At 37.0% G+C, this 3,708-nt stretch carries 3 protein-coding genes; 2 read left to right on the forward strand and 1 reads right to left on the reverse strand.

The features are described 5' to 3' along the window. Positions 1-77: 77 nt before the first annotated feature. Positions 78-440: a CoA-binding protein gene (locus tag ACOVQ4_RS02175; RefSeq protein WP_421819025.1), complete on the reverse strand. Its 363-nt coding sequence runs from the start codon at positions 438-440 to the stop codon at positions 78-80. Positions 441-606: 166 nt separating this feature from the next. Here ACOVQ4_RS02175 and ACOVQ4_RS02180 point away from each other — a divergent pair, with 166 nt between their 5' ends. Together ACOVQ4_RS02180 and ACOVQ4_RS02185 are read left to right on the forward strand one after the other, a co-directional pair. Further along, positions 607-2,652 carry a hypothetical protein gene (locus ACOVQ4_RS02180; protein WP_421819026.1) on the forward strand — a complete coding sequence of 682 codons (2,046 nt, stop codon included), beginning with the start codon at positions 607-609 and terminating at the stop codon, positions 2,650-2,652. A 388-nt stretch (positions 2,653-3,040) separates the two neighbouring features. Beyond that, a complete protein-coding gene (locus ACOVQ4_RS02185) occupies positions 3,041-3,637 on the forward strand; it encodes an NUMOD4 domain-containing protein (protein WP_283325902.1) in 597 nt (198 codons plus the stop codon). Positions 3,638-3,708: the final 71 nt, after the last annotated feature.

Consider the following 3,708-nt stretch of genomic DNA (forward strand, 5'->3'; position numbering starts at 1 on the left):
GCACATTCTCAAATCTTCAAATTTTCAAATTAACAAATCCGCACATTTTCAAATTTTCAAATTGACAAATTTTCAAATTAATACTGTCCTGTCGAAAGCAAAACCAAGGTACAGGCTTCTTCCACCGCTATTCCCCTACTTTGTGCCAAAGTCTCAAACTCAGGATTTTCGGTGCCTGGGTTAAATACGATACGTTTTGGATTCAGTTCAAGTATGTAGTCATAATACGCTGGCTGATGTTGTGGGCCAATGTACATAGTAACTGTATCAATTTTTTCCAATTTTGGATAACCATTCTGGATTGGAATAGAAGCTACTTCTCCTTTTTTTACACCCAAAAGCTCTACTTCGTGCCCATGATTTAAAAGCATATTAGTTGCGATGTAGGCGTATCTTTCAGAATTGGTTGTTGCGCCAATTACCAAGGTTTTTTTTGCCATAAGTATTTATGTATTATCCTTTTAGTCCATTACTTAAAGTAATATCAAAGACAAAAAATATGTAATTTTCAAGAATTTGTTTACTTTTAAAACAAATTTAGGAGAACTAATAGTTTCAGTATAGCTGACATTTGTTACGTTCCATTATCCATTTTTATATTAATCTATGAACATCCAAGATACACATGATGATTTTTGCCAACTCTGGGCAAACAATCAGCAGCAGTTAATTGCGCCCTATCTCAATGGGCAAAGCCAATTTATACCGCATCTTTTGCCCGAATTGGCCGTTAAAATACCAACCGCCCAAATAGCTTATATATTAGAACGAAAGTTGGGACAAGCCACCTTTTATCAAGCCATTAATCCTAACAATACTATCGACAGCCCTGTCAAAGCATTACCTGATGGACAATGGCTCAAAACGGTAAACATGGTGGGTATCAATGTTCGAACGATTCAGAGCTTTTGGAATGTAGTAAAGTACTCTCTCACGCTACCTGCTTCACAATCTTCAATTCACTTATTGCCTATTTGGGAATGTGGTGTAGTGGCCAGTTTGTACGGTATGGCTGGTTGGAATATCAACCCAGAGTTTTATGATGCTGAGTTAGCAAGCTATTATCCTCATTTGGATACCGTCGAAAAGCAATTGAAAGTGGTTGTTAATCTACTTCATGCCTTGGGCAAAACAGTAGGTATGGATGTGATTCCGCATACCGACCGTTATTCAGAAGTTGCGCTTGCAAATCCTCAGTATTTTGAATGGTTACAACGTAAAGAGTTTGAAATCTTAAACCATGAAGAAAATCTACATTTAAAAGTCCAGGAGCGTATTTTCGAGTTTCTACAAATGGTAGGTGCTTCGGTTGATATATCTTACCCAAAAAGTGTTCAGGCATTTTTTGATAATACTCAATTTAGTGAATCAGATAGAATTTTGGTATTATTTGGTCAGAAAAAAGACCTCTGGGGACGCAATGGACGCCGTAATCAGTTTATTAGCTATTTATTTGAGGAGGGGTATGAGCCCGTGCCTGCCACCATGGCACCACCTTATCGTGGCTTAGTAGTAGACCCTCACGATGAAGCCAAAACGATAGATGAGGACGGAAGAGTATGGCGCGATTATGTGATAGCACAACCTCAGACCATGTCTCGCGTTTTTGGGCCTTTAGGAAGATTTAAGCTTTATGATGCCAAAAATAATAATGCGCAATGGGAAATAGATTTCGACAAACCCAGAACTGAAGTGTGGGAGTATGTCGCCAATCGTTACTTAGGTTTTGCCACAGAATTCAACTTTGATTTTATGCGTGGAGACATGTCACACGTGCAGATGCGTCCAAATGGAACTCCAAGCGAAACAGACTTGTATTATGACATTCATAAATATATCAAACATTTTATTCGACAACAAAAACCTTCATTTGGCTATTTTGCCGAAAGCTTTTTGGCTCCACCCAACGAAATGGCCTATGGCGTAGAGGAAGAACATCTTGAAGGCTCAGATACAGATTCAACTTTAGGAGATTTGCAGTCGATGGTGGTCGGAACACCAAGGTTTATTCATGAATTTGCACGGTACCATCATTTGGCACAAACGAGAAGCTTCGCTCCAAATTTTACAATAATCACAGCTGATAAAGATGACCCTCGGTTTGATGAGTTTTATCTGAAAGGAAACGAATTAAGGCTATTTATGGCATTTTTCCTAACCGACATGCCATCATATATGAGCCTAGGCTTCGAGCAACGTGATGCACATCCCGTACCAGCACCAAATGAACATTATACCAAGTTATATGTTTTCCAGCTCGATCAAGGACCAAAATCAACACATGGACCTTATATTTGGGGCAAAAATGCCGCGCTATTTTCAAACCTAGAGAAAATCAAAACCGTGGCAGATCAACTTTATCCTAGTCTATTACACAAAAAAATTGATTGGATTATTGCCCCCTCAGTAGAAAATGAGCACAAGGTAATTGCTTGGCAAATAGCAGGCGAAACGGATTACATTTTTCTTGTAAATTTGGATATTGAGCAGAATAGCGAAGCGATTGAGCTAAAAGCTGGATTAGAAGGGACAGAACTCGTCAATATTTTTTCAACTTTTGTAAATCCATTACAGCCTATCAGGCAATCAAACGGTAAATTTTGCGTTAATAGCTTGTTGGCAGGAGAATGTAAAATTTTTATGTTAAAATAATTTTACATTTCTTTTTTTAATATCTTTATTCAAGCAGTTTGCTAAATTTATACCAAACTGCTTGAAACAAAATTATTAACTTTGCAGTTTTACTGATATTCTAAAGTGCTATATTTCGATTAGACCTAACCCGATAAAGTGAACAAACTCTCGTAATCTTTTTAGATTACTCGCTACAACAAATCAATTATCGTTGACAATGTTTGATTGGAAGATATCAATTGAGGTTTTATTGCACTAGATACAATTTGTCTTTTACGCATTTTAAACTACAACATGTTATATTTCTTGAATCATTAATTACTTTACTTACTTTATAAAACTAATTGATTAACAAACCATTACACAACGGGTTCAGTACATTGTATAATCCATAATCTTTACACCCATGACAGAAAAGAAAACAGCGTTGAAAATCAACAAAATCAGTAGTTTCTGGAACGAGAAATGGGTGGATATTCCGTTCACTGAAGTAGAAAATCCTCCTCGTTATCAGGTATCCAACTATGGCAGACTTAAAAGTTTCCAAAATGACCCTGTAAATGGCGAAATTATTGCAGGCTCTAAAATACAAGGGTATAAATCCTTGAATATCAGAGCAAAAGGCAATAAATCATTAAATCGCTATGTACATAAACTTGTAGCTGAGTTTTTCTTGAAAAAAGACTCGGATGAAAAGAAATTTGTCATCCACCTCGACCACGACAAGCTTAACAACCACTGGGAAAATTTGAAATGGGTTACTCGCGATGAAATGACCATCCATAATCGTGACAATCCAGCTGTGAGAGACAAAGTTATTCCTAGAAGGACTAAAAACTATAAACTTACAGAAAGTAAGGTTTTGATGATTAAAAAGATGCTACGCTCAGACAAAAACCGTCTGAAGATGATTGCAAAGCAATTTGGCATCACTCATACCCAACTCAATCGTATTCGCTCGGGTGAAAACTGGGGCCACGTAAAATTGGATGATGAGAAATAAACACGGATTATCCCAGCGTCTGACATTTGGGATATTTTCTAATAGTTTATCAAAAAAGGCGTTCGAAAATA

Source organism: Flectobacillus sp. (assembly GCF_049240685.1).
Taxonomy (GTDB): Bacteria; Bacteroidota; Bacteroidia; order Cytophagales; family Spirosomataceae; genus Flectobacillus.

Excerpts from the sequence above, each read along its gene's own strand:
- ACOVQ4_RS02175 (WP_421819025.1), bottom strand. The coding sequence starts at position 440 with ATGGCAAAAAAAACCTTGGTAATTGGCGCAACAACCAATTCTGAAAGA.
- ACOVQ4_RS02180 (WP_421819026.1), top strand. The coding sequence starts at position 607 with ATGAACATCCAAGATACACATGATGATTTTTGCCAACTCTGGGCAAAC.
- ACOVQ4_RS02185 (WP_283325902.1), top strand. The coding sequence starts at position 3,041 with ATGACAGAAAAGAAAACAGCGTTGAAAATCAACAAAATCAGTAGTTTC.